Source organism: Ochrobactrum sp. Marseille-Q0166 (assembly GCF_014397025.1).
Classification (GTDB): domain Bacteria; phylum Pseudomonadota; class Alphaproteobacteria; order Rhizobiales; family Rhizobiaceae; genus Brucella.
Map to the genome: position 1 here is coordinate 1,733,233 of NZ_JACJUO010000001.1, position 24,967 is coordinate 1,758,199.

Here is a 24,967-nt window from a genome sequence, read left to right on the forward strand (position 1 = left end):
AATTAGTCCTTCGTAAAGGTGAAATGACTGGTCTGGGCGTAAACCTCGCCCGGACGCAATATCGACTGCGGGACATAGGGATATTCAAGCGAACCCGGCCATAGCTGGGGTTCGAGACAAAAACCTGCGTGTTTGCCGTAAGACTTGCCAGTCAGACCGATGCATTCATTGGCCATTGTATTGCCTGCATAGAACTGAACGCCGGGCTCTGTGGTTGCTATATCCAAACGAATACCTGAACGTGCAGCTTTAACGGAAGCACAGGTGCGGAGAGGACCGCGCGCTGCAGTCAGGCAGAAATTGCTGTCATATTCCAGCTGAGCGCCATTTTCATCGAAGCGGATTGGCCGGAAATCGCGAAAGTCATAAGCTGTTCCCCTGACCGGCAGAATGCGACCATCGGGAATCAGAGCGTCATCAACAGGCATATAAGCATCGGCTTCGATCTTAAGCTGATGATCAAGAATGTCGCCCTCGCCGCCATCATCAAGGTTGAAATAACTGTGATGGAGAAGGCTACACGCGGTGGCCTTGTCTGTAACGGCCTCTAAATGCACAACCAGTGTGCCATCTTCTTTCAGTGAATAGGTGCAGCTTACATTCAGGTTACCCGGAAACCCCATTTCACCATCTTCAGACAGTATTTTGAGAGTTACAAAATCCGGGCCGGAATCCGCAATATTCCAGACCCGGTTTCCAAGACCTTTGCTACCGCCATGGAGATTATGCACTCCCTGAAAATTCGGCTCAACGTCATAGGTTTTGCCGTCAATTTCAAACCGCGCATTGCGGATGCGATTTGAAAAACGCCCGGCAATTGCACCCAGATGCGGTGAATGGGCCGGATAATCATCAAAGTCACGATAACCAATCACCAGTGGTGCCTCGTGCCCCTCCATGCGAAGGTCCTGAATGGCAGCGCCCCATGTGATGATTTTAGCTTCAAGACCGCCGCTGGCAATTGTCAGGCGATGAACTGCCTGCCCGTCTGGTGCATATCCAAATATTTCCAATGTCACTTTTTCTCCGCCCATTCTGATGCAATTTCAGGAATTATATCAAATCCGCATCATGAACATGGTGCAAGGGAAATAAAGACAGTCCTCAGATATTTGCGCCAAAACAAAGCAATATTCATTTGTAAAAATCTGGAATAATATGGAGCAATAGTAAGTATTTATCAAATATTATTTATATAAACTTGAGGTTGTAACAATGAAAGATAATTTCAAAAAAGTTATCCCATATATTTACAGTGAAGAAGGTGGATACGTTGACAATCCACACGACCCCGGCGGCGCGACCAATATGGGAATTACTCGATCAACATTATCTGCCTGGAGAGGATCTCCAGTATCAGCACAGGATGTAATGAATCTTTCTAAAGCAGAGGCGACAAGAATCTATCAACAACAATTCTGGAACAAGATCGATGGCGACAATCTGCCTTCCGGCGTTGACTATGCGATGTTTGATTTTGCGGTCAATTCCGGGCCGGGTCGCGCAGCAAAGCTGTTACAGGAAATTATCGATGAGCCACAGGATGGCGTGATCGGCGCAAAAACCATTGCAGCAGTTTCTGAATATTCGTCTGAATTTGTAATCAATGCACTTTGTGATGCGCGCGCCTCATGGCTCAAAGGTCTATCCACAGCATCAAGATTTGGCAGCGGCTGGTTCGCACGGGTTGAGCGTGTTCGTGCGCGTGCCCTTGACCTTATAGCCACACCGCCCATTATGGAGCCTGCCGAACCCAAAGCCGAAAGTCTGCCGAAAGCGCGTCAATGCGACACCTCCGTACAAACTGTTCTCAGACATCCCGAAGCACTCGGCACTATTGGCTCAGCGTTATCGGGTCTCGTGGCTATCGCAACAGGCAACGGGCCTGTGCAATATGCGCTTGCAATCGTTATGCTTGTATGTGCCGGTGTTGGTCTGTGGTATTTCATAAAACGCATCAGAAACGAAGCATGAATTGTGCTTTTCAAACATCATTTCAAAATTTTGTAATCGGCTTTATGTTGCGCTTGGCCTAACAGACACCTTATATGCCCGATTAACGCTCTGGTTATTGTGAAAGCAATATGACTTTCCCTATCGCTGGAAACACGCTAGATACGCGCAGATACTCAGACACATGCCTGTTGAGGCATCGCCAGGAATAAAGGAATCGAAACTTGTCCTCTACTTTTGACAAAGTCGCCGACATCATCGCAGAAACGAGCGAAATCGACCGTGATATCATCACGCCGGATAGCCATACCATTGATGATCTTGGCATCGACAGCCTCGACTTCCTCGACATCGTATTCGCTATCGACAAAGAATTCGGCATCAAGATTCCGCTTGAACAGTGGACTCAGGAAGTAAACGAAGGCAAGGCTCCGACCGAAGAATACTTCGTTCTGAAGAACCTTTGCGCCAAGATCGATGAACTGGTCGCAGCGAAAAAAGGCTGATTAGCCGCGCAACCTGGCAGAATGAGAGGGTGAACATCCGTGTTCGCCCTGATTCTGTTTTAGGAACAAGCAAGCATTCTTGGGCACAGCATTTACGGGCAGACCGAACCATGCAGAGCAATAAAGTCGTCATAACCGGCATCGGCATCATCTCTTCGCTTGGTGAAGGACTCGATGCGCATTGGAACGCTTTCTCAGTCGCAGGCTCTGAGCCTCGTCTCGAAAAGGAAGCTTTTGCGCCTTACACAGTCCATCCGCTTGGCGAAATCGATTGGGGTTTGCAAATCCCCAAGCGTGGCGACCAGCGCCAGATGGAGACATGGCAGCGGCTTGGCACTTATGCGGCAGGCCTCGCGCTTGACGATGCAGGCATCAAGGACGACGAAGCCCTTTGCGCAAGCATGGACATGATCGTGGGCGCTGGTGGTGGCGAACGCGACATCACAGTCGATATGCAAATTCTCGAGGAAGGTCGCACCAGTAATAATCGCGGTGAGATGCTCAATGAGAAGCTTTCGACCGAGTTGCGCCCGACCCTGTTTCTTGCCCAGCTTTCCAATCTGCTGGCAGGCAATATTTCCATCGTTCACAAGGTGACCGGCTCTTCGCGCACATTCATGGGTGAAGAAGGTTCGGGCATCTCGGCTATTGAGACCGCTGCGGCCCGCATTCGTTCAGGTCAGAGCACGCACGCGCTGGTCGGCGGCTCGTATAATGCTGAACATTTCGACATGATCCTCGGACATGAACTTGGCGGCTTGCTCAAGCATGATGGCTGGGCATCGCTCTGGGATCGTGAAGGCTCTGCCGGTGGCGGCATGATTTCGGGTTCTGGCGGTGTGTTCCTTGTGCTTGAAAGCGCTGAACACGCGCAAAAGCGCGGAGCGCGCGCCTATGCCGAAATATCGAGCATTGAAAGCGCACAAATCCGCCGTGATGTGGTTGATCTCGAAAAGACGGTGTGTGACCTGCTGCTCGCTGCCAATGGCGGAGCAAAGCCTGAATATGTAATTTCCGGTGCTTCAGGTGCGCATCAGGCAACCGCTGCGGAAAAAGCAGCGCTTGAAAGCGTTTCTACCGCTTATCGTGGTATCGCGGGCCTGACCGGCCACTTACGTGAAGCGCAGTTCCCGCTGGCCCTTGCGCTTGCAGCAATTTCCGTCTGGAAGGGTGAAGCTTTTGCACCATCGAATCCATCGGAAAAAAGCCTTGACGGATCTGTGAGCGAAGCAATTGTCACCACTATTGGTGCGACACGCGCTGAAGGTGTAGCAAAGTTGGTGAGAGCATAAGATGACCAAATATACAGACCATCTCGGCCGTCCCATTGTTGCCATCACGGGTGCTGGCGTTGTTTCTTCGCTCGGGCAGGGCAAGGAAGATAACTGGGCAGCACTGACCGGCGGCCGTTCAGGCATTCACGAAATCAGCCGCTTCCCTACGGAAAGCCTGAAAACCCGCTTTTCAGGCAATGTTGATTTTCTTCCTGAAAGCAATGTCGGCTCCTCTGCTCTGTCCGAGGCGCTGGCGCGTCTTGCTGGTGAAGAAGCCCTCGCCCAGTCCGGTCTTTCAGTGAGCAATTTTGGCGGACCGCTTTTCCTTGCAGCTCCTCCGGTTGAGCTCGATTGGAAAAGCCGTTTTGCGCTTGATGCGAGCATCAAGGATGAAGGCCCGGCAAGCTATCAGCTTCTGCTTGAAGCTTGCCGTCGCGTGCGTCAGGATGAGCTCTTCAATACGACGCAGTTTGGCTATATCGCCGAGCGTCTGTCTGAAGCTTTTGGAACACGCGGTCTGCCGGTAACGCTCTCTACTGCCTGCGCTTCGGGCGCAACGGCGATCCAGCTCGGTGTTGAAGCTATTCGCCGTGGCGAAAGCGACCGTGTTCTTGCGATCGGCACCGACGGCTCGGTATCCGCTGAATCGCTTATCCGCTTTTCGCTGCTTTCCGCATTGTCCACCCAGAACGACAAGCCGGAAAAGGCATCAAAGCCTTTTTCCAAGGATCGCGACGGTTTTGCCATGGCGGAAGGCTCAGGAGCGCTGGTGATGGAATCGCTTGAGAGTGCCATTGCACGCGGTGCCAAGGTGCTCGGCATTCTTGCCGGTTGTGGTGAAAAGGCTGATGACTTCCACCGCACCCGTTCCAAGCCTGATGCCTCGCCTGCAATCGGAACGGTGCGCGCTGCACTTAGCGATGCAGGTCTTACCGAAGATCAGCTTTCCTATGTCAATGCTCACGGCACTTCGACACCCGAAAATGACAAGATGGAGTATCTTGCCCTTTCAACGGTGTTTGGAGACCGACTTTCTTCAATCCCTGTTTCGTCAAATAAATCGATGATCGGTCATACGCTGACCGCCGCAGGAGCGATTGAAGCCGTATTCTCGCTGCTGACAATTGAAACCGGCACCCTGCCTCCAACCATCAATTACGATAATCCGGACCCGGCAATTCCGCTGGATGTCGTGCCAAATGTGAAGCGTGACGCACAGGTTTCCGCCGTGCTTTCCAACTCATTTGGTTTCGGTGGACAGAATACCAGCCTTGTATTGACGGCAAATACGAATTAATCGGACAGGAAATTATATATTCTCGGTAATCCCGGAAAGCCGAATGCTCTCCGGGATTATGTCTTGAAAAGGATAAATTCATGCGCGCCTTGCAACTTCTCGACGATCGTCGTCTTGAAATGACCGATATTGCTCCGCCGCCTGCCCCCGGTAATGGCGAAGTTACCGTCAAGATCAAGGCCGTCGCACTCAACCATATCGACGTATGGGGTTGGCGTGGCATGGCATTTGCCAAGCGCAAGATGCCACTCGTCATCGGCGCAGAAGCTTCCGGTGTGGTCGATGCCATCGGCCCCGGTGTATCCAATGTTCTGCCGGGTCAGCTCGTGTCGATCTATGGCGCACGCACCTGTGGTCTGTGCAAGGCCTGCCGTGAAGGTCGCGACAATCTGTGTGAACATGTAGGCGGTGTTCATGGCTTCCATCTTGATGGCTTTGCCTGTGAAGCCGTCAATCTGCCAGCACGTCTGCTGGTTCCGGCACCTCCCGGCGTTGACGCCATTGGTGCGGCAGTTGCTCCTGTTACTTTTGGTACTGTTGAGCACATGCTTTTTGACAATGCGAAACTCCAGCCGGGCGAAACCGTTCTGGTTCAGGCTGGCGGTTCCGGCATTGGTACAGCAGCAATTCAGCTTGCCAAGAAGATGGGCTGCACAGTCATTACCACCGTTGGATCGGACGACAAGATCGAAAAGGCGAAGGCGCTCGGTGCCGATCACGTCATCAATTATCGTGTGGATCGCTTTGAAGGTGTTGTACGCAAGCTTACGAAGAAAAAGGGCGTCGATGTTGTGTTTGAACATGTCGGTGCCGACACATGGGCAGGCTCGATGCTTTGCATGAAGCGCGGCGCACGGCTTGTGACCTGTGGTTCGACGTCTGGCGTTTCAACAAACATGAACCTGATGCAGCTCTTCCAGCAGCAGCTCAAAATCCTCGGCTCCTTTGGTTGCCGCATGGAAAACATGGCTGATGCGATGCAGAAAATGGCGCAGGGCGTTGTTCATCCAGTCATAGACACCATTGTTGGCTTTGATGACATCAGTACGGCTCTCAAGCGCATGGAAGGCCGCGACGTGTTCGGTAAGATCGTGTTGCAGATCGACTAAGCCTTTATGTTCAAGATAAAGCTTCTTCTCTTCAAGTGGTCGCGCAAGCTCAAGCAGTTCAACTACTGGCTTTGGGCGCAAGCCGTGTTTATGGCTCTGGCTCTGCTGCGTCTGCTGCCTGCCAAAAGTGCAATCCGCTTTTCTGCGTGGTTCGCGCGCAAGGTGGGACCGCTGACACCGCGGCACAAGGTTGCAACCAACAATCTGCGCCTTGCCTATCCCGAGAAGAGCGATGCTGAAATCGAAAAGATCGCCGTCGAAATGTGGGATTCGATGGCGCGCCTGTTCGCGGAATATATCTTCCTCGATGCGATTTTCGATTTTGATCCCAATGCGACCGAACCGGGGCTTATTGAAGTTGACGGCATTCCGATTTTCGAACGTCTGCGTGACGAGAAGAAGCCGCATATATTTTTCACCGCGCATACCGGGAATTTCGAGCTTTTACCGATCTGTGCAGGTACATTCGGTCTCGATGTAACGGCCCTCTTCCGCCCCCCGAACAATCCTTATATTGCCAACACGGTTCTCAAGGCCCGCCGCACCAATATGGGTCATCTTGTGCCATCAAAGGCCGGTGCCGCATGGTCGCTGGCGCGTGTTCTGGATGCTGGCGGCAATGTGGGGATGCTGGTGGATCAGAAGTTCCAGCGCGGTGTTCCCTCGACCTTCTTTGATCGTCCGGTTAAAACCAATCCGTTGCTCGCCAAGCTCGCGCGCCAGTATGATTGCGACGTCTATCCGGCGCGCTGTATTCGTCTGCCGGGCGGTCGTTACCGGCTCGAACTGAAAGAGCGTATGGATCTGCCACGCGATGAAAAGGGCGAAATTGACATCGCCGCGACCGCGCAGCTCCTCAACGACACCGTTGAGGAATGGGTGCGTGAATATCCTGGCCAGTGGATGTGGTTCCACAAGCGCTGGGGCTAGAAACCAATAATCTGCGTTCGGCCAGCACTGGCCGGACGCTTTTTGTTAGAATTAGGCAATGCTTGCCAAGGGAGACAAACATGCGTCCTATCGCTATCGCCCCATCCATCCTTTCTGCCGATTTTGCTCGTCTGGGAGAAGAAGTCGATGCTGTGCTTGAAGCCGGTGCTGACTGGATTCATATCGATGTCATGGATGGGCATTTTGTGCCTAACATCACGTTCGGCCCACAGGTGGTGAAAGCAATTCGTCCACGTACCAAGGCTTTCTTTGACACACATCTGATGATCGCACCTTGTGATCCATATCTTGAGCCATTTGCCGAGGCCGGTTGCGATCTCATTACAATCCACGCAGAAGCTGGCGCACATACACACCGCTCGCTCCAGAGCATCCGCGCTTTGGGCAAAAAGTCTGGTCTGGCACTCAATCCCGCAACACCTGTCGAAGCATTGGCCAATGTTATTGATGATGTTGATCTCGTTCTTGTCATGACCGTTAATCCGGGCTTTGGCGGTCAGAAGTTCATTGCGCCGATGCTCGACAAGATCAGGCGAGTGCGTGAGATGATCGGCGACCGCCCGATTGATATCGAAGTGGATGGCGGGATTACGCCAGAGACTGCCGGATCGGTCGTTGCTGCGGGTGCAAATATTCTCGTTGCGGGTTCTGCCGTTTACAAAGGCAACTCGGTTGAGAGCTACAGTGCCAATATCAAAGCCATTCGCGAAGCAGCGGAAGCTGCAAGATAAGCCGCATTTGCTGGGGTTTGTGCGTTGAGCAGAGCGTCAGGCTCTGCTAAACACCACGCATTCCCTTTACCCAAGACTGCAGCCCGGCAGACGGGCCGCCAAAACAGGATATGCCCATGATCCCGCGCTATTCCCGACCAGAAATGGTCGCCATCTGGTCTCCCGAAACCAAATTCCGCATCTGGTTCGAAATTGAGGCCTATGCATGTGAGGCGCTTGCCGAACTCGGCGTTATCCCGAAGGAAGCCGCAAAAACCATTTGGGAAAAGGGCGATGCCGCCAAGTTCGACGTTGCGCGCATCGACGAAATCGAAGCCGTCACCAAACATGACGTCATCGCGTTTCTGACTCATCTGGCTGAATTCATCGGCCCGGACAGCCGCTTCGTGCATCAGGGCATGACATCGTCGGACGTACTCGACACAACGCTCAATGTTCAGCTCGTTCGCGCAGCTGACCTGCTTCTCGCAGACATGGGCCGCGTGCTTGCAGCGCTCAAGAAGCGCGCATTCGAGCACAAGGATACCGTTCGTATCGGCCGCAGCCATGGTATCCATGCCGAGCCGACCACAATGGGGCTGACTTTTGCTCGTTTCTACGCCGAAATGGTACGCAACCGCGCCCGTCTCGTTGCAGCACGCGCAGAAATCGCGACCGGCGCTGTATCGGGCGCTGTTGGTACCTTTGCCAATATCGACCCACGCGTTGAAGAATATGTCTGCGAAAAGCTCGGTCTTGCCGCAGAGCCAGTTTCAACACAGGTTATCCCGCGCGACCGTCATGCCATGTTCTTTGCAACGCTCGGCGTTATCGCTTCGTCGATTGAGAACGTAGCCATCGAAATCCGCCACATGCAGCGCACCGAAGTTCTGGAAGCAGAAGAGTTCTTCTCGCCCGGCCAGAAAGGCTCGTCGGCGATGCCGCACAAACGCAACCCTGTTCTGACCGAAAACCTGACCGGCCTCGCCCGTCTGGTCCGTATGTCGGTTGTGCCTGCAATGGAAAACGTCGCTCTCTGGCATGAACGCGATATTTCGCATTCCAGCGTTGAGCGTGCGATCGGACCCGACACCACCATCACGCTTGACTTCGCGCTGAACCGTCTGGCTGGCGTCATCGAAAAGCTGGTGATCTACCCGGAAAATATGCTCAACAACATGAACAAGTTCCGTGGTCTTGTTCATTCGCAGCGCGTTCTGCTCGCTCTTACACAGGCTGGCGTTTCGCGTGAAGATTCATATCGCCTCGTGCAGCGCAATGCCATGAAGGTCTGGGAACAGGGCGCAGACTTCCTGGAAGAACTGCTTGCTGACCAAGAAGTGCGTGCAGCACTTTCCGAAGAACAGATCCGCGAAAAATTCGATCTTGGCTACCATACGAAGCATGTTGACACGATTTTCAAACGGGTTTTCGGTGAGGCATAAGCCTTCATAAATCGAGTCCGAAAAGAGCCCCATGTTTCTGTAAACATGGGGCTTTTTATATTCAGATCAGGCGCTCTTTTTAATCGTGTTGATTACATTGCCCCATGGATCCTCAAAGACGTGGTCATTACCGCCACGCGTGTCTTCCATTTCAACCCATGCAAGACCCGTGCGATCCTTATCGCGCAAGCCAGCACCTGAACTCTGCCAGGCATTGGCACCAATATGGTGGTGATAACCGCCGGTTGACAGAAACACAGCCTTGTCGCCATAAGTTTGCACGGTGTCGAAGCCCAGCTGATTATTCCAGAAAGCTTCCGCATCCTTCGCATTACCAACGCGCAAGTGAACGTGACCGACAACTGTATTCTGCGGTGCACCGTTCCATTCACCACCTTCACGATCAATAACATCAAGAAGATTTTTCACGTCGAGCGCTTCTGTGCCCATCTTTACGCGGTTACCATTCCACTGCCACGTATTATGTGGACGATCAGAATAGATTTCGATGCCGTTACCTTCTGGATCAGTCAGGTAGATTGCCTCACTGACATTATGGTCCGACGCACCGGCCACAGGCAGCTGCTTGTCGATGGCGCGGCGCGACCAGCGCGCCAGATCGCCACGGGTCGGCAGCAGGAAAGCCGTATGATAAAGGCCAGCGCTGCGTGGATCATCGGGCTTTGCTGCAGAAAACTGCTCGATTTCCATCAGCTCACGGTCGCCGGCGCCAAGCACGATCGAAGCACCTCGACGTGTCATTTCACGCAAGCCTACGACATCACGATAATACTCAGCCAGAGTTTCTGCATCACGCGCCTTTAGGCCAATGCGCGCCACACGTACCGGTGTCGTCATTGCAAATGGCAAAGGAGCGCTTTTTACGCTGTTTGTGGTCGAACCGCCCTTGTCGGCGACCGCCATCTTCATTGTCTCAGTCATTTCATTCTCCTTCGACGGCATTTCTGCGCGTGCGGAAAGAATATTGCTCATGACAACAGCGCCTACAGAACCAAGTATCGTTCTTCTGCTAATCGTCATGGCCGCCAAATCCCTTCCCTTGTTATCTTCCCGCTAAAGATCACAATTTAGCGAGCGTTTCACAAGATAGCGATCAGCGAACAAGCTGTTCATCATTCGCGTTCTCTAAGTTGATACATCAGCGCTATAGCCTAGCTTGAAGATGCATTTAAACGCCTCTAAATAGGGATCATGAAAGTTAAAGATTCCGACATTCTTATCATTCCCGGCTATACCAATTCCGGCCCCGATCACTGGCAGACCCGTTGGGAAAACAAACTCTCAACGGCGCGACGTGTGGAACAGGCGGAATGGTCGAAACCGGTCAAAGAGGACTGGGTGGCGCAGCTGGTCAAAACGGCCAATGAGTCGACAAAGCCGATCGTGCTCGTTGCCCATTCGCTTGGCGTTGCCACAGCAGTTCATGCCATTCCACACATTCAGCACAAGGTTGCCGGTGCTTTCTTTGTAGCGCCTCCCGATGTAGCGAATGAAAAGATCCGACCCAAGCACCTCATGACTTTTGGTCCTTATCCGCGCCAACGTCTGCCGTTTCCAACAATCACTGTCGTCAGCCGCAATGATCCCTTCTCAAGCTTTGAAGCTGCAGAAGATATCGTGAAGGACTGGGGCGCGCTCCTTATTGATGCAGGTGAAGCAGGCCACATAAATTCGGAGTCAGGACATGGCCCATGGCCTGAAGGTTCAATGGTTTTTGCTGAATTTATGAGCAATCTTCAGCCACCAAAATCACATTAAATCAATATCTTACATTACATTCTGATCAAATAGATTCAGTTTAATTTTTGAAGCGGCAGATGAAGTGCTCTGCCGCTTTATTTTTTTACGCGCGGACGGCATCGACAAGCGTTTTTGCGCCGAGGCGCAGATAACCGCCATCGTTTCCGAGTGTCAAAAACTGGAAGCCAAGCGGGATATAACGCCGTGCGAATTCAGCTGATGGCGAGTAGACACCCGCAAATTTTCCAGCCGCCGCAGCCTTGCGGGCGATCGTGCTCACCGGTTCGATGATCGCTTCGGAATCGGGATCGGCCTCCCGGCCATTACTCCATGCGATCGAGAAATCCGCAGGACCCACGAAAACACCGTCAATACCACGCACATCAAGGATTGCATCGAGTGCATCATAGGCATCGCGTGTTTCAATCATCGCAAAAGCGAGTGTGTCATGATTGGCGGTGACAAGGTAATCGTTCGAGCCCGGTGTACCGTAATCGGCATTGGCGCGGAATACGCCCCAAGAACGCTCCCCAACCGGCGGATATTTCATTGCAGCGGCAAATTTGCGCGCATCTTCAACCGAGTTTATCATTGGCGCGATCACAGCTTGTGCGCCGAAATCGAGTGCGCGACTAGCCATATCGAAGCGCCCGACCGGAATCCGAACGATTGGCGGCTTACCCGCATTCAGAATCAATCCAAGGCTGCGTAACACGCTTTGCTCATCATGACCGCCATGCTGCATATCAAGCGTGACCGCTTCAAAGGCGCTATGCGCGAGCACTTCAACTGTCAGCGCTTCCGGCAAGGATGACCACGCAGAGAGAACTGTTTCTCCGGCACGAAGACGCGAAGACAAAGACATGCTTATTCCCCATTACAAACATTCAGGGCGGAAATGCTGTTTACATTTCCGCCCTGATAAACTGATTAGTCTTTCTGCACTTGCTGCACTGCTTCCTCAAGGAAAGCGAACATCTTTTCGCGAATGGTTTCGTCAGTCACTGTCGCCCCAGCCGCATCGAAATCGGCACGCAGTTTGCGGAAGACGTCTTCATCGCCAGCTTCTTCAAAGTCAGCGGCAACAACTTCACGAGCATAGGCTTCTGCGTCGGCGTCATGCTTGCCCAAAAGTTCAGCCGCCCAAAGGCCAAGAATCTTGTTGCGGCGAGCCTCTGCCTTGAAACGAAGTTCTGCATCATGAGCAAACTTGTTTTCAAAAGCGTTGCGGCGATCATCCATGCCAGTGGCCATTCATATAACTCCCAAGCTGTTAACTTATATGAGATCGTCAACCGTTCTCTTGCCTAAAGCTGGCAAGGGGCGCAAGATTATACAAGAGCCAAAACCCAATTTATTAACTTATCTGGCTCTCAAACGCTTAAAACGGGGGAACGGGTGTAAAGCAGGATTGTTAAAAGCCCACAATTGCTATAGGTAGCCCGCGAGAATAGCGGCAAATGCCGATCATCACATTTTTGGAAATCCGAGAAAAGCCATGAACCGTCGCCGCCGTATTTACGAGGGCAAGGCCAAGATTCTTTATGAAGGCCCTGAACCCGGTACTCTTGTCCAGTTCTTCAAAGATGACGCAACCGCGTTCAATGCGAAGAAGCACGAAGTTGTTGACGGAAAAGGCGTGTTGAACAACCGCATTTCCGAACACATTTTCACGCAGCTCAACCGCATCGGTATTCCGACCCACTTCATCCGCCGCCTCAATATGCGCGAGCAGCTGATCAAGGAAGTCGAGATCATCCCGCTTGAAGTCGTTGTTCGCAATGTTGCAGCCGGTTCGCTCTCCACACGCCTTGGCATCGAAGAAGGCACCGTTCTGCCGCGCTCAATCATCGAGTTCTATTACAAGGCAGACGCTCTTAACGACCCAATGGTCACTGAAGAGCATATCACTGCGTTTGGCTGGGCCAGCCCAGCAGAAATCGATGACATTATGGCCCTTGCCATTCGTGTCAACGATTTCCTGACCGGCCTGTTTCTTGGCATCGGCATCCAGCTCGTTGACTTCAAGATGGAATGCGGACGCCTGTTTGAAGGCGACATGATGCGCATCGTCGTTGCTGACGAAATTTCACCCGACTCAGCGCGTCTGTGGGACATCAACACCAATGACAAGCTCGATAAGGACCGCTTCCGCCGCGATATGGGTGGGCTGGTTGAGGCCTATCAGGAAGTTGCGCGTCGTCTTGGCATCATGAACGAGAATGACACACCCCGCCCTTCCGGCCCTACGCTTGTGAAGTAAAATCCGCACAGCCCGGCAACTCGCGTTCCGGGCTGTTTTCATTGTCTTTATTACAGATCAGCAGGAACTACCAAGTGATCAAGGCACGCGTCACCGTTACACTGAAAAACGGCGTTCTCGACCCGCAGGGCAAAGCTATTGTCGGCGCGCTCGGCAGCCTCGGCTTCGAAGGAATCAACTCTGCACGTCAGGGCAAGGTTTTCGATCTAGAACTCGAAGGCACGGACAAGGCGAAAGCCGAAGCCCAAATCAAGGCCATGTGCGAGAAGCTGCTCGCAAACACGGTTATTGAAGATTACGCAATCGTCATCGCTTGACGCACTGCGGCTTGAACTTAAGTTTTTTGTACACCTTCAGATTAAAAATGAGCAGATTTGAAGGGTACTCAAATTCAAAGAGACGTAAAACGCCATGAAAGCAGCAGTCGTTCTTCTTCCAGGTCTCAACCGCGACCGCGACATGATTGCGGCCATTACCAAGATTTCCGGTCAGGCACCAATCACCGTATGGCAGACAGATACCTCTATCCCTGATGATGTTGATCTGATTCTCATTCCGGGTGGGTTCTCCTATGGCGATTATCTGCGTTGTGGTGCGATTGCGGCGCGTATGCCGATCATGCAGGCTATTCGCGAGAAGGCTGACAAAGGCGTCATGGTCATTGGCGTCTGCAACGGTTTCCAGATTCTGGTTGAAGCCGGAATGCTGCCGGGCGCGCTGATGCGCAATACATCGCTGAAATTCGTCTGCCGCGAAGTGAAGCTCGAAGTCAGCAATGCGAATACTTCCTTCACACGCGGCTACCAGCCTGGTCAGATTATCCGTTGTCCGGTTGCGCATCATGACGGCAACTATTTTGCTGATGCAGAAACGCTGAAGCGTCTCGAGGGCGAAGGTCAAGTTGTGTTCCGATATGCAGAAGGCACCAACCCTAACGGTTCGGTCAATGATATTGCCGGCATCGTTAATGCACAGGGCAATGTCCTTGGCATGATGCCTCATCCTGAAAATCTGATTGAAGGTGCACATGGCGGCGATGACGGCCGCGCGCTTTTTGCGGGCGCATTGGGAATTGCCGCTTAAAACGCCCTGACTATATTGAATACGAAAACGGCCTTCGTCTCAAAACGAAGGCTTTTTTATTAAAATAGGCGCTGGTTGCTTCAAACAATACGGCGAACTCATTCGACTGGCGCGTCGTGCAAATTCATGGCAGCTTGCTCATTGCATACTTCCTACGGAAACCGACTCGGGGAACAAAAATAATGCAATTATATTCGCGCCCACTCTCCCCTTATTGTGCCTTTGTGCGCAGCGTTCTTTATCTCAAGGAACTGCCTTTCAAGCCGCTGAACCTACCCTACCCTCTTCCTGGAGATTTCGGCAATGTGACGCCGCTTAAGCGGGTACCCGTGCTGATTACCGGCTCAGGCGAAACGTTGTTTGAAGCAATCGTCATTGCTGAATATCTTGAAGATCATTATCCGGAAACGCCTCTATTGCCAGGAACGCCCCGCGAGCGAGCGCTGATCCGGCTTCTGGCGCGTATTGCCGAAATCGATGTGCTCGAACCTGCAATGAAACTCTTTATTCTTCGAAGCAAACCTGAAAGAAATGAGGCTACAATAGAGCGACTTTTCACGAAGCTTCATAATGGTCTGAGCGTGGTCGAATCGCGCCTCACCGACCACGATTTCGCGCTCAATGACGCACCAACACTCGCCGATGCATGGCTGTTGCCAGTACGGTTCCTTATGGAACCGCTCAAGAAGCTTTCGGAAAAAGTCGACCTGCTGCATGCTTACCCAAAATTCGACACATATGCAGTGAAAGCAACGCAAGACCCGGCATTCGAACTCATATGGAACGAAATGAGTGACGGGTTGAAGACTTTCATGCCGGAACTTGCCTGAGTTACGACTCGATAAAGGGCGCACTTTTGGAGATGCGCTTGAACATATTGTTTCTATGCGTTTTCGGCAGACCAATCGCATGACGGTTTTGCCCATAGCATTATCATGGAGCCGTCCTTGAAGAAAAAGACTATTGCATTTGCAGCACTGCCTGCATTGGCATTTTTTGCAGCCTGCACACCGAAACCGACGCCTCCCGTGCCGACAAATGTCAGCAAAGCTGCGCTTCCAATCATGGAACGCATTGCTGTGGGAGCGAATAGCTGCTGGTTCAAATCCAAGGATAGCGATTTCCGCGGCTATGCGTTTGCGCCGGAACTTAATTCTTTTTCGGGTCGTCCACGAATTTTAGTGGTTCCTGCTCGTAATCTGGCTGGGCGACCGCTGCTTGTCGTGCAGGCAGAGGGCAACCCAGCGCGGATAGAGGCTTTTGGACCGATGATGCAGCAAGGCCATGGCAGTCGTATCAATGCGGACATTAATCGCTGGGCATCAGGCCAAAAAGGCTGCTGAAAATCACTGCTATCGAATATGGAAGCGTACTTTACGCGCTTCCTTATCCGCATCGCACCGCGTGAAGCCGATATCGCGAAGCTGATCTTCTGAAAGATCCATAAGTTCGATACGGCTGCGGCGCAGCATCAGGCGCAGAGCACACCATTCCATGATGCGCCGACCGAGCGACCGGGATGCGTAACAGAATTCACTCTCCCTCGTCTGAATTGTATCAATTGTATCTATTTCATCGTGCTTAACTGACCTATATGTCATGGAAAAGTGCCTTTTAGATTGGGCTTAGGCGGTATTATGCATCAGTTTGATGCCTTAAGCGTAAATACGATTGACTCAAATATTGATACAATGCTTATATTGTGACCATGACAAATTGGCTCCCTGATCTTACCGGCAAGTCCGGCCCGCTCTATCTTCAGCTTGCTGACGCGATTGAGGATGCAATAACGACTGGCGCTCTGCCTGCGGGAGAGAAACTGCCGCCGCAACGCAATCTTGCCTTTGACCTGAAGGTGACAATTGGCACAATCGGGCGTGCTTATGCGCTGGCGCATGAACGCGGACTGGTGACGGGGGAAGTCGGGCGTGGCACTTATGTGCTTGGAAAAGCTGACCGCAAAGATGCGCCGATCGCCTATTCAAGTGATGGGATTGCTGGCACGCGCATTCAGGATGCCCCGGCCGACAAGGGCCGCTTTGACACCACGGCCGCGCCTGATGTCGGGCAAAACGCGGTTCTTGAGCCGTTGATTGCATCAATTATCCGCAACTACCCGCATGAGGTTGTCAATTACACACGATATTTTCCGCAACACTGGCTTGAGGCTGGTCGTCAATGGCTTAATCAGGAGAATGGTCCTGATGATGCCAGCAATATTGTTATCACCAATGGTGCCCATGCCGGTGCAGTTGCAGCAATTACGGCTTTCACCTCGCCAGGCGACAGGATAGTCTTTGAAGAGCTGACCTACACCCAGATAAGCAGGTCCGTTAAAATTGCCGGACGCCGGGTGGCGATTGCGGCAAGTGACGAATATGGCATGATCCCGGAAGAGTTTGAGCGGGTCTGTAACCAGCAGCACCCAACGATGGCATTTCTCATGCCAAGTATTCACAATCCAACACTTGCGACCATGCCTTATGAGCGCCGGGTTGCAATTGCCAATATTGCGGCGCGGCACAATGTCTGGCTTATCGAAGACGACACCTACGGGGTCATGACCCGGTCCAATATCCCGAAGATTGCCGATATTGCGCCCGAACGTACATTTCTTTTAGGCAGCCTTTCGAAGGCTGTAACAGCGGGCCTTCGTTGCGGCTGGGCAGCCTGTCCGCCGCATTGCGCGCAGCGTTTACGCGTGACTCACAAGCTGATGACAGGCGGCGTGTCGTTTCTGCTTGCTGAAACAACGGCACAGATGGTGCTTTCAGGTCAGGCAAGCGCCTTGCTGGATCGATGTTCGGCTGAAATTGAATGGCGCGAACAGTTGGCCCGTAAAATTTTTGCCGGTCATGACTTCGTATCGTCACCCCATGTCCCGATTCTCTGGCTGAAACTGCCAGAGCCATGGCATGCCAGCACGTTTAAAGCAGCCGCATATGAAAACGGTTTGCTGATCGACGATGAAGATGAGTTTAAAGCCGGACGTATTGAGCGCAACTATCACCGCGTTCGTATCGCTTTTTCCTCGCCGACAGACCGTAGCCACATAGAAAATGGCTTTACAACGTTGCGGCAACTGCTCGAAAATGAACAAGTCGGCTATGAAGGTAGTTTTTGAGCCGGGAAATCGGCATTTTCCTGTCGCGCTTCCAGCAGAGTTAGGTTAAAGAGGCCCCTTGAAACCTTAGGTGTCCGCCCTTCGGCAGAAGTTTCCGGGTACCGCAGCCTGCGACGGGGTCCCTCATCTCCATGACTATTTCCAATAAGCGCGACATCACGCCGGAACTTATCTCTGCCCACGGCCTCAAGCCGGAAGAATATCAGCGTATTCTCGACCTGATCGGACGCGAACCAAGCTTCACGGAGCTCGGCATTTTCTCGGCCATGTGGAATGAACATTGTTCCTACAAGTCGTCGAAGAAGTGGCTGCGTACTCTTCCAACAACCGGTCCACGGGTTATTCAGGGGCCTGGCGAAAACGCTGGCGTTGTTGACATTGGCGATGGCGACTGTGTCGTCTTCAAGATGGAAAGTCACAACCACCCGTCCTACATAGAGCCTTATCAAGGGGCTGCGACTGGCGTGGGTGGTATTCTGCGCGACGTGTTCACCATGGGCGCTCGGCCGATTGCAGCGATGAATGCGCTTCGTTTCGGTGAACCTGACCATCCGAAGACCCGCCACCTTGTATCCGGTGTTGTTTCGGGCGTTGGCGGTTATGGCAATGCCTTCGGTGTCCCGACCGTGGGCGGCGAAGTGAACTTCGACAAGCGATACAATGGTAATATCCTCGTCAATGCATTTGCTGCAGGCCTTGCCAAGCATGACGGCATCTTCCTTTCGGAAGCCAAGGGCGTTGGCCTGCCGGTTGTTTATCTCGGTGCCAAGACGGGCCGTGACGGCGTTGGCGGTGCCACAATGGCATCGGCTGAATTCGACGAATCAATTGAAGAAAAACGTCCTACCGTTCAGGTCGGAGATCCATTCACCGAAAAGTGCCTGCTCGAAGCCTGCCTTGAGCTGATGGCTTCGGGTGCTGTGATCGCCATTCAGGACATGGGTGCGGCTGGTCTCACCTGTTCTGCGGTCGAAATGGGCGCGAAGGGCGATCTCGGTATCGAACTTGTTCTCGATCATGTTCCAGTTCGTGAAGTCAACATGACCGCTTATGAAATGATGCTGTCGGAAAGCCAGGAGCGTATGCTCATGGTTCTCAAACCAGAAATGGAAGAGGAAGCACAGGCGATCTTCCGCAAGTGGGGCCTTGATTTCGCAATCGTCGGCAAGACCACTGATGATCTGCGCTTCCGCGTCATCCATCAGGGCGAAGAAGTTGCAAACCTCCCGATCAAGGAACTCGGTGACGAGGCTCCTGAATATGATCGTCCGTGGATGGAACCCGGCAAGCACGCTCCGCTGCCAGCCAGTAACGTCCCGCAGGTCGAAAACTATTCAGATGCACTGCTCAAGCTCATCGGCTCGCCGGATGGTTCGTCACGCCGCTGGGTTTATGAGCAGTATGATACACTCATTCAGGGCAATTCGTTGCAGCTTCCTGGTGGTGACGCTGGTGTTATCCGCGTTGAAGGCCATGCCACCAAGGCACTCGCCTTCTCGTCCGACGTAACGCCACGTTATTGCGAAGCCGATCCGTTTGAAGGCGGCAAGCAGGCCGTTGCCGAGTGCTGGCGCAACATTACCGCAACCGGTGCCGAGCCGCTCGCTTCGACTGACAACCTGAACTTTGGCAACCCTGAGAAGCCGGAAATCATGGGACAGTTGGTCAAGGCCATCGAAGGCATTGGCGAAGCCTGCCGTGCCCTCGATTTCCCGATCGTTTCGGGCAACGTATCGCTCTATAACGAGACCAATGGTCAGGCAATCCTGCCAACGCCGACCATCGCAGGCGTTGGCCTCATTCCTGACTGGTCGCAGATGGCCAAGATCGGCGGGATGCAGGATGGCGACACGCTGGTTCTGCTGGGTGGTGATGGCACGCATCTGGGCCAATCGATCTATCTGCGTGATCTGTTCGACCGTGCTGATGGCCCTGCTCCAAGCGTTGACCTTGGGCTTGAAAAGCGTAACGGCGAATTTGTGCGTTCAGCGATCCGCAACGGCCAGGTGACAGCCTGTCACGATCTTTCCGATGGTGGCCTTGCAGTTGCGGTTGCTGAAATGTCCATCAAGTCAGGCAAGGGTGCAATCCTTGATGCGGGCGACGGCCTGCCGCATGCAACGCTGTTTGGTGAAGATCAGGCGCGTTATGTGATTGCAGCAACGCCTGAAATGGCGAAACTCATCGCACTCAATGCAGAGGGTGCTGGCGTTCCGTTTCGTGTACTTGGCACGGTTGGCAGCGACCGCCTCAAGTTCGGGGAGAACGTTGATGTTGCAGTCAGCGACCTTACCAATGCCTTCGAAGGCTGGTTCCCGAGCTTCATGAACGGTGAAGCGAGCGTCGATAACTGAGCATCTGTGACGAACTGATACTAATTGCCGCCCGGCCGGAAACCCCGTGCCGGGCGGTTTGCTTGTCGGCAATTTAAGCGTTAGACAGATTGAGTTTAACGTATCACGATGATGCACTACGATTCTATAATAGTAAAAAGCCTAAAAATGGCAGGAGATTTTGCATGGCTATGGACGCTCATGAGATCGAAAAACTGATACGCGAAGGTATTCCCGGCGCAAAGGTGACGATCCGCGACCTTGCCGGAGACGGAGATCACTATGCTGCCGAAGTTGTTGCGGAAATCTTCCGCGGCAAGTCGCGCGTGCAGCAGCACCAGATGGTTTATGATGCGCTGAAGGGCAATATGGGTGGTGTACTGCACGCCCTCGCGCTGCAGACCAGTGTGCCGGAATAATGATTGAGGGGCTCATCGTGCTACTGCGGCAAGATGCTGCCCCCAACGTGGCCGGATTTCGCGCTAATTTGACTTGCTTTCACCTTTAGAGGGTGATTACCAAAGCTCAGCTCACTATATAGGGGCAGAACCTCTCCCTACGCGGGCCGGGATTTGAACCGGCATCCTGAAAGGAACTAAAATGACCGGAATCAATGATTTCATCGACAATGAAGTGAAGACCAACGACGTTGTGCTGTTCATGAAAGGCACCCCAGGTTTCCCACAGTGCGGTTTCTCCGGTCAGGTCGTTCAGATTCTCGACTATCTCGGCGTCGATTATAAGGGTGTAAACGTTCTGGCTTCAGACGAAATTCGTCAGGGCATCAAGGATTACTCCAATTGGCCCACCATTCCTCAGCTCTATGTAAAGGGTGAGTTTGTTGGCGGATGCGACATCATCCGCGAAATGTTCCAGTCCAGCGAATTGCAGTCACTTTTTAGCGATAAGGGTATTGCAACCAAGGCTGCCTGAAGACTAATTAAACCCATAAGGCTTTTGCCGCTTTTGGGAAGGCGCTGCTATGTGGCGCCTTTTTATATTGCCTATAATTAGCGCAGGAACTTGGCTCGGGCCAAAACGCTGCTTTTTCTGAGTTCTGTCTCTTGAGACGTATCTCTGCAAGCTCCACGCTTTTCTATCAAGGACTGCATTAATGCCGCTTAACATCCAAAAAGCTTCGCCGGATCAACAGATGCCTGTGCGCGCACGCGGTGAATTTATTGCGCTTATTGCAGCAATTATGGCGATCAATGCACTTGCAGTGGATATCATGTTACCTGGCCTGCCACAGATCGGTGAAAGCCTCGGTTTGTTGTCAGAGAACCATGCGCAATACGTCATAACGGCGTATCTGCTTGGCTTTGGTGTTTCGCAGTTATTTTATGGTCCACTCAGCGACCGTTTTGGTAGACGCGTGCCATTGTTCGGTGGTCTGACAATTTATATTCTAGCGGCAATTGGTGCAGCTTTTGTCAGTGATTTTACAACGCTTATCGTATTGCGTGTATTACAAGGTCTTGGTGCAGCTGCAACGCGCGTGATTGCAGTATCTGTGGTGCGCGACCGGTTTGCGGGCCGCCAGATGGCGGAAGTTATGTCACTTGTCATGATGGTATTTATGATCTTGCCGGTAATTGCTCCGGCAACAGGCCAGTTGATCATGCTCTTTGGGGAGTGGCACCTCATCTTCCTGTCGATGGCGATCTTGGCCGCAGCTGTTGCGCTATGGGCCTATATTCGTCTGCCTGAAACGTTGCCTGTCGATCACCGCCGTCCACTAACGCTGAAAAGCATCATTGGCGGTTTTGGGATCGTGCTGTCCAACCGTGTCGCGCTTTTCTATATGTTTGGTACATCGTTCATTCTTGGCGCGCTATTCGGCTACATCAATTCAGCGCAGCAGATTTTTGTAGATATCTATAAGCTCGGCTCGTTGTTTCCTCTAGCCTTCGCAGCAGTCGCTATGACGCTGGCGCTAGCATCATTTCTGAATTCGCGCCTAGTCGGACGCTTCGGGATGCGACGCATTTCGCAAACGATGCTGTTGGTTTATGTTGGCTTCAGCCTGCTTTGGGTTGTGTTGTCAGTATCGTTTAGCGGTCCAATCCCATTCTGGCTTCTGATGGTGATCTATATGACCATCATGTTCTCATTCAGCCTCGTTACATCAAACTTCAATGCGCTGGCTATGGAGCCGCTCGGAGAAGTGGCTGGCACGGCATCGTCGGTACTTGGCTTCGCCCAGACCGTTATCGGCGCAGCCCTTGGGGCAGCAATTGGTCAGGCATTTGATGGAACGACGACACCGGTCGCTGCAGGGTATTGTGTACTGGGCTTTGTCGCCTTCATTTGCGTCATAATTGCTGAGCGCGGTAAGCTGTTTAAACCGCATAACAAGCGCGTTTGATTTGAAGCCTGAAAAGCCCGCAAATTGCGGGCTTTTGTTTATTCTGTGAAAAGAGCTGCCTTTATTGCTTTCCAGCTTTCCCTGTCAGGCGCGACCAGCAAACCGCCGCCAGTGTGCGACGGCAGATATGCAGTTTCATCCCAGCGCGCCAAATAACCGCCTGCTTCCTGATGGATAAGTGCACCAGGCAAGTGATCCCAGGGCATCAACTTATTATAGCAAGCAAAATGGGCGCCACCGGTAGCGATGATGCGATATTCGTGCGCTGCACAGCGATAACCGATCTGTGACAAGAATTTGGTATGGTTACGCGCCAAACGTGAACGGATCGGCTCTTGCGTATATTGCCATGACACTGAACCCGTCATCTGGGAAATATCCGCTGATGCTGCAACCTTCACGGGGCTTGTCGAGCCATTCGCATAGCGAATATGCGCGCCGCCCCCTTTTGAAGCGAGAATCCAGTCCTGACCGACTGGATCATGGATAATACCGGCAACGGTTTCGCCTTTAACAACAACCGCCAGCATCACGCCAAACAATGGAACGCCAGACGCGAAGTTAAAGGTGCCATCGACCGGGTCGATAGTGAATGCGAAATCTGCATCACCAAGACCATTCAGCAGTGTTTCATCGTCTGAACAAGCTTCTTCACCGACAATCAATGCGTGCGGGAAGCGTTCTTTAAGGCGGTCTGTGATATAGCGCTCGGCGTTTACATCCGCCTCAGTAACGAGATCCGCCGCCGAAGTCTTCTGGCGAATATCACCCTGTCCCAATTGCCGAAACCGCGGCATGATCTCGGCATTCGCGGCTTCTGCCAAAAGGTCTGCCAGCCAATCGATCTGCTTCTCATCAAACTGCACTGTCAGTCTCCGCATTAGAATTGGTCATCAAGGCAGCGAAATCGAACAATTTGCGATCCAGCAGGTGACTTGGGCGCACATTGGTCATGGCACGGATCATTGTGTCCTTACGGCCCGGCATACGCTTCTCAATATCGCTCAACATCGCTTTCATCGCGTTGCGTTGCAGGCCTTCCTGGCTGCCGCAGAGATCACAAGGAATGATCGGGAACTGCATTGCATTCGCAAATTTTTCCATATCTTCTTCCGCCGCATAAGCAAGCGGGCGGAAAAGCATCAGATCCCCTTCATCATTGAGAAGTTTTGGCGGCATGGCTGCAAGACGACCGCCATGAAACAGGTTCATGAAGAAGGTTTCGAGAATGTCTTCACGGTGATGACCGAGCACAATCGCCGAACACCCCTCTTCACGCGCGATGCGATAGAGATTGCCACGTCGCAGTCGCGAGCAAAGCGAACAATAGGTGCTGTTTTCCGGCAGCTTTTCTGTGACGATTGAATAAGTATCCTGATATTCAATGCGGTGTTTGATACCATAACGGTTCAGAAAGTCCGGCAAAATATGCTTTGGAAAATTCGGCTGTCCCTGATCGAGATTAACCGCCAGCAGCTCCACCGGCAACAGGCCACGCCATTTCAGGTCAAGCAGCAGTGCCAGCAGGCCATAAGAATCCTTGCCGCCGGAAAGGCAGACCATCCAGCGCTCACCGGGCTTAACCATAGCAAAATCATCAATGGCCTGACGAGTGAGCCGCAGCAGACGCTTGCGCAGCTTGTTGAATTCGACTGAGTCTGGAACATCACGAAAAAGCGGGTGACAACCATCGGCACCGGAATCTTCCGCAATATTTGGATCGAAAGCGTTCATCATGCTTCCTGCACATAAGAGAGATGGATTAACGTCTACATACAGAAAAGCCGCCCTCGGGAAAACCAAGGGCGGCCATTTATTTTCACTTTCACGCATTCCCTCACGCAAAACCGCTTCGCACTTTTGCCGGAAACGCTCTGAACCAGAGGCTCAGAATTAACGCGAATAGAATTCGACGACGAGGTTTGGTTCCATCTGAACTGCATATGGAACGTCAGCAAGCGTTGGAACGCGCGAGTAGGTCGCAACCATCTTGTTGTGATCAACTTCAACGTAGTCAGGGACATCGCGTTCTGCGAGCGCAACAGCTTCGAGAACGATCACGAGCTGCTTCGACTTTTCGCGAACTTCAACAACGTCACCAGCCTTGAGGCGGAACGACTGAATGTTGACGCGGCGGCCGTTTACGTTGACGTGACCGTGGTTGATGAACTGACGTGCAGCGAAGATCGTTGGAACGAACTTTGCGCGGTACACAACAGCATCCAGACGCGATTCGAGCAGGCCGATGAGGTTTTCACCGGTGTCGCCCTTGCGGCGAGCTGCTTCGTCATAGGTCTTGCGGAACTGCTTTTCGGAGATATCGCCGTAGAAGCCCTTGAGCTTCTGCTTTGCGCGGAGCTGTACACCAAAGTCAGACAGCTTGCCCTTACGGCGCTGACCGTGCTGGCCTGGGCCATATTCACGACGGTTTACAGGGGACTTCGGGCGGCCCCAGATATTTTCGCCAAGACGGCGATCAATTTTGTACTTAGCGGATTCGCGCTTGCTCATCGCATTTCCTTTAAAAAGTTAGTGCGCCTTACGGCGCAGACAGGAAACGCGCCCTCCTCTGCCCTTGGTTTTCAAGGACTGACAGAATGAAGCGCGCAGCTGCGATCCTCATCCACGGGACACGTCAAATGAAACGCCGGAGCGTTCAGGCTCCAGCGATGGCGGCTTTTAGTCATTTGATTGTCATCTTGTCAAGGCTGAAGCCCTGATTTTAAGTCATTTGACCGGTTTGGAGTCGATCTTAAACAGGACACGGTGGCTTTTAAAGAAAAAGCACAT

At 52.6% G+C, this 24,967-nt stretch carries 27 protein-coding genes; 19 read left to right on the plus strand and 8 right to left on the minus strand.

All coding sequences use genetic code 11. The annotated features are described in order from the left end of the window. Nucleotides 1-2: 2 nt before the first annotated feature. On the minus strand, nucleotides 3-1,019 hold the full coding sequence (locus tag H5024_RS08250) for an aldose epimerase family protein (protein ID WP_187545288.1): 1,017 nt from the start codon (nucleotides 1,017-1,019) through the stop codon (nucleotides 3-5). A 196-nt stretch (nucleotides 1,020-1,215) separates the two neighbouring features. Between H5024_RS08250 and H5024_RS08255 the strand changes: the two genes are divergently transcribed. The 8 genes from H5024_RS08255 to purB all read left to right on the plus strand — a co-directional run bounded on the left by H5024_RS08255 (nucleotide 1,216) and on the right by purB (nucleotide 9,245). Beyond that, nucleotides 1,216-1,974 carry a glycoside hydrolase family 108 protein gene (locus H5024_RS08255; protein WP_187545289.1) on the plus strand — a complete coding sequence of 253 codons (759 nt, stop codon included), beginning with the start codon at nucleotides 1,216-1,218 and terminating at the stop codon, nucleotides 1,972-1,974. Nucleotides 1,975-2,177: 203 nt separating this feature from the next. Next, a complete protein-coding gene (locus tag H5024_RS08260) occupies nucleotides 2,178-2,459 on the plus strand; it encodes an acyl carrier protein (RefSeq protein WP_187545290.1) in 282 nt (93 codons plus the stop codon). 110 nt (nucleotides 2,460-2,569) lie between these two features. Next, complete coding sequence (locus H5024_RS08265) at nucleotides 2,570-3,751, plus strand: beta-ketoacyl-ACP synthase (RefSeq protein ID WP_187545291.1); 1,182 nt, start codon at nucleotides 2,570-2,572, stop codon at nucleotides 3,749-3,751. Nucleotide 3,752: 1 nt separating this feature from the next. Then, nucleotides 3,753-5,030, plus strand: coding sequence for a beta-ketoacyl-ACP synthase (locus H5024_RS08270; RefSeq protein WP_187545292.1), 1,278 nt, complete (start codon nucleotides 3,753-3,755; stop codon nucleotides 5,028-5,030). Nucleotides 5,031-5,110: 80 nt separating this feature from the next. Continuing rightward, a complete protein-coding gene (locus H5024_RS08275; protein ID WP_187545293.1) occupies nucleotides 5,111-6,139 on the plus strand; it encodes a zinc-binding dehydrogenase in 1,029 nt (342 codons plus the stop codon). Between the two features lie 6 nt (nucleotides 6,140-6,145). After that, on the plus strand, nucleotides 6,146-7,069 hold the full coding sequence (locus H5024_RS08280; protein WP_187545294.1) for a lipid A biosynthesis lauroyl acyltransferase: 924 nt from the start codon (nucleotides 6,146-6,148) through the stop codon (nucleotides 7,067-7,069). An 80-nt stretch (nucleotides 7,070-7,149) separates the two neighbouring features. Beyond that, nucleotides 7,150-7,821: a ribulose-phosphate 3-epimerase gene (gene rpe, locus H5024_RS08285; protein WP_187545295.1), complete on the plus strand. Its 672-nt coding sequence runs from the start codon at nucleotides 7,150-7,152 to the stop codon at nucleotides 7,819-7,821. A 116-nt stretch (nucleotides 7,822-7,937) separates the two neighbouring features. Further along, entirely contained in the window at nucleotides 7,938-9,245 is a 1,308-nt protein-coding gene (purB, locus tag H5024_RS08290; RefSeq protein ID WP_187545296.1) for an adenylosuccinate lyase, read from the plus strand. A gap of 66 nt (nucleotides 9,246-9,311) precedes the next feature. Here purB and H5024_RS08295 read toward each other — a convergent pair whose 3' ends face one another. Next, nucleotides 9,312-10,175, minus strand: coding sequence for a VOC family protein (locus H5024_RS08295; RefSeq protein WP_247875260.1), 864 nt, complete (start codon nucleotides 10,173-10,175; stop codon nucleotides 9,312-9,314). A gap of 282 nt (nucleotides 10,176-10,457) precedes the next feature. On the opposite strand from H5024_RS08295, the gene H5024_RS08300 reads away from it, so the two are divergent. After that, a complete protein-coding gene (locus tag H5024_RS08300; protein WP_187545300.1) occupies nucleotides 10,458-11,024 on the plus strand; it encodes an alpha/beta hydrolase in 567 nt (188 codons plus the stop codon). Between the two features lie 85 nt (nucleotides 11,025-11,109). Here the strand turns inward: H5024_RS08300 and H5024_RS08305 are convergent, their stop codons facing one another. Further along, nucleotides 11,110-11,877, minus strand: a complete 768-nt coding sequence (locus H5024_RS08305; RefSeq protein WP_187546707.1) for an HpcH/HpaI aldolase/citrate lyase family protein — start codon at nucleotides 11,875-11,877, stop codon at nucleotides 11,110-11,112. Between the two features lie 59 nt (nucleotides 11,878-11,936). Next, the gene (locus H5024_RS08310; protein ID WP_187545302.1) at nucleotides 11,937-12,260 is read right to left on the minus strand and encodes a DUF1476 domain-containing protein; all 324 of its coding nucleotides are present in this window, start codon (nucleotides 12,258-12,260) and stop codon (nucleotides 11,937-11,939) included. 244 nt (nucleotides 12,261-12,504) lie between these two features. Between H5024_RS08310 and purC the strand changes: the two genes are divergently transcribed. From purC to H5024_RS08335, 5 genes are all read left to right on the plus strand, one after another. Then, nucleotides 12,505-13,269: a phosphoribosylaminoimidazolesuccinocarboxamide synthase gene (gene purC / locus H5024_RS08315; protein ID WP_187545305.1), complete on the plus strand. Its 765-nt coding sequence runs from the start codon at nucleotides 12,505-12,507 to the stop codon at nucleotides 13,267-13,269. 74 nt (nucleotides 13,270-13,343) lie between these two features. Beyond that, on the plus strand, nucleotides 13,344-13,586 hold the full coding sequence (purS, locus tag H5024_RS08320; RefSeq protein WP_187545307.1) for a phosphoribosylformylglycinamidine synthase subunit PurS: 243 nt from the start codon (nucleotides 13,344-13,346) through the stop codon (nucleotides 13,584-13,586). Between the two features lie 94 nt (nucleotides 13,587-13,680). Then, complete coding sequence (gene purQ / locus H5024_RS08325; protein WP_187545309.1) at nucleotides 13,681-14,352, plus strand: phosphoribosylformylglycinamidine synthase subunit PurQ; 672 nt, start codon at nucleotides 13,681-13,683, stop codon at nucleotides 14,350-14,352. 182 nt (nucleotides 14,353-14,534) lie between these two features. Beyond that, entirely contained in the window at nucleotides 14,535-15,182 is a 648-nt protein-coding gene (locus H5024_RS08330; protein WP_187545311.1) for a glutathione S-transferase family protein, read from the plus strand. A gap of 117 nt (nucleotides 15,183-15,299) precedes the next feature. Continuing rightward, nucleotides 15,300-15,695: a hypothetical protein gene (locus H5024_RS08335; protein ID WP_187545313.1), complete on the plus strand. Its 396-nt coding sequence runs from the start codon at nucleotides 15,300-15,302 to the stop codon at nucleotides 15,693-15,695. A 9-nt stretch (nucleotides 15,696-15,704) separates the two neighbouring features. Here the strand turns inward: H5024_RS08335 and H5024_RS08340 are convergent, their stop codons facing one another. Next, on the minus strand, nucleotides 15,705-15,953 hold the full coding sequence (locus H5024_RS08340) for a DUF1127 domain-containing protein (RefSeq protein WP_187545315.1): 249 nt from the start codon (nucleotides 15,951-15,953) through the stop codon (nucleotides 15,705-15,707). A gap of 107 nt (nucleotides 15,954-16,060) precedes the next feature. Here H5024_RS08340 and H5024_RS08345 point away from each other — a divergent pair, with 107 nt between their 5' ends. The 5 genes from H5024_RS08345 (at nucleotide 16,061) to H5024_RS08365 (ending at nucleotide 22,177) form a co-directional block, all read left to right on the plus strand. Beyond that, on the plus strand, nucleotides 16,061-17,476 hold the full coding sequence (locus tag H5024_RS08345; protein WP_187545317.1) for a PLP-dependent aminotransferase family protein: 1,416 nt from the start codon (nucleotides 16,061-16,063) through the stop codon (nucleotides 17,474-17,476). Nucleotides 17,477-17,607: 131 nt separating this feature from the next. After that, on the plus strand, nucleotides 17,608-19,830 hold the full coding sequence (gene purL / locus H5024_RS08350; protein WP_187545319.1) for a phosphoribosylformylglycinamidine synthase subunit PurL: 2,223 nt from the start codon (nucleotides 17,608-17,610) through the stop codon (nucleotides 19,828-19,830). A 164-nt stretch (nucleotides 19,831-19,994) separates the two neighbouring features. Continuing rightward, the gene (locus H5024_RS08355; RefSeq protein WP_187545321.1) at nucleotides 19,995-20,228 is read left to right on the plus strand and encodes a BolA family transcriptional regulator; all 234 of its coding nucleotides are present in this window, start codon (nucleotides 19,995-19,997) and stop codon (nucleotides 20,226-20,228) included. A gap of 181 nt (nucleotides 20,229-20,409) precedes the next feature. After that, nucleotides 20,410-20,742 carry a Grx4 family monothiol glutaredoxin gene (gene grxD / locus H5024_RS08360; protein WP_187545323.1) on the plus strand — a complete coding sequence of 111 codons (333 nt, stop codon included), beginning with the start codon at nucleotides 20,410-20,412 and terminating at the stop codon, nucleotides 20,740-20,742. 181 nt (nucleotides 20,743-20,923) lie between these two features. Beyond that, nucleotides 20,924-22,177, plus strand: a complete 1,254-nt coding sequence (locus H5024_RS08365; RefSeq protein ID WP_187545325.1) for a multidrug effflux MFS transporter — start codon at nucleotides 20,924-20,926, stop codon at nucleotides 22,175-22,177. A 38-nt stretch (nucleotides 22,178-22,215) separates the two neighbouring features. Here the strand turns inward: H5024_RS08365 and H5024_RS08370 are convergent, their stop codons facing one another. The 3 genes from H5024_RS08370 to rpsD all read right to left on the minus strand — a co-directional run bounded on the left by H5024_RS08370 (nucleotide 22,216) and on the right by rpsD (nucleotide 24,688). Continuing rightward, nucleotides 22,216-23,043 (minus strand): inositol monophosphatase family protein, encoded by an 828-nt coding sequence (locus H5024_RS08370; RefSeq protein ID WP_187545327.1) that lies wholly within the window; start codon nucleotides 23,041-23,043, stop codon nucleotides 22,216-22,218. Then, nucleotides 23,033-23,911 carry a tRNA 2-thiocytidine(32) synthetase TtcA gene (ttcA, locus tag H5024_RS08375; RefSeq protein ID WP_187546709.1) on the minus strand — a complete coding sequence of 293 codons (879 nt, stop codon included), beginning with the start codon at nucleotides 23,909-23,911 and terminating at the stop codon, nucleotides 23,033-23,035. Before ttcA ends, H5024_RS08370 begins: the two co-directional genes overlap by 11 nt. A gap of 159 nt (nucleotides 23,912-24,070) precedes the next feature. Then, nucleotides 24,071-24,688 carry a 30S ribosomal protein S4 gene (gene rpsD, locus H5024_RS08380; RefSeq protein ID WP_187545329.1) on the minus strand — a complete coding sequence of 206 codons (618 nt, stop codon included), beginning with the start codon at nucleotides 24,686-24,688 and terminating at the stop codon, nucleotides 24,071-24,073. Between the last annotated feature and the right edge of the window lie 279 nt (nucleotides 24,689-24,967).